The organism is Photobacterium aquae, assembly GCF_001029445.1.
Classification (GTDB): Bacteria; Pseudomonadota; Gammaproteobacteria; order Enterobacterales; family Vibrionaceae; genus Photobacterium; species Photobacterium aquae.
In genome coordinates, this window is sequence record NZ_LDOT01000075.1 from 1 (window position 1) to 316 (window position 316).

General features: G+C 54.1%; 3 tRNA genes. All 3 read left to right on the forward strand.

Features of this window, described 5'->3' with window-relative positions:
• Positions 1-56 precede the first annotated feature (56 nt).
• The 3 genes from ABT56_RS22780 (at position 57) to ABT56_RS22790 (ending at position 316) form a co-directional block, all read left to right on the forward strand.
• Positions 57-132: transfer RNA gene (locus ABT56_RS22780), tRNA-Glu, on the forward strand.
• 1 nt (position 133) lies between these two features.
• Positions 134-209, forward strand: a tRNA-Lys gene (locus ABT56_RS22785).
• A gap of 31 nt (positions 210-240) precedes the next feature.
• Positions 241-316, forward strand: a tRNA-Val gene (locus ABT56_RS22790).

The window sequence follows — 316 nt, forward strand, 5'->3', positions numbered from 1 at the left end:
AGCCTGGTCGAAAAAGTAGAGAACATGTTTCGGGTGCCCAAACCCGGAAAAACTTAGTCCCATTCGTCTAGAGGCCTAGGACACCGCCCTTTCACGGCGGTAACAGGGGTTCGACTCCCCTATGGGACGCCACGGGTCGTTAGCTCAGTTGGTAGAGCAGTTGACTTTTAATCAATTGGTCGCAGGTTCGAATCCTGCACGACCCACCATTCTTTCTCGCGAAGGAATCAAAACTATCGTGGGCGATTAGCTCAGTTGGGAGAGCACCTGCCTTACAAGCAGGGGGTCACTGGTTCGAGCCCGGTATCGCCCACCA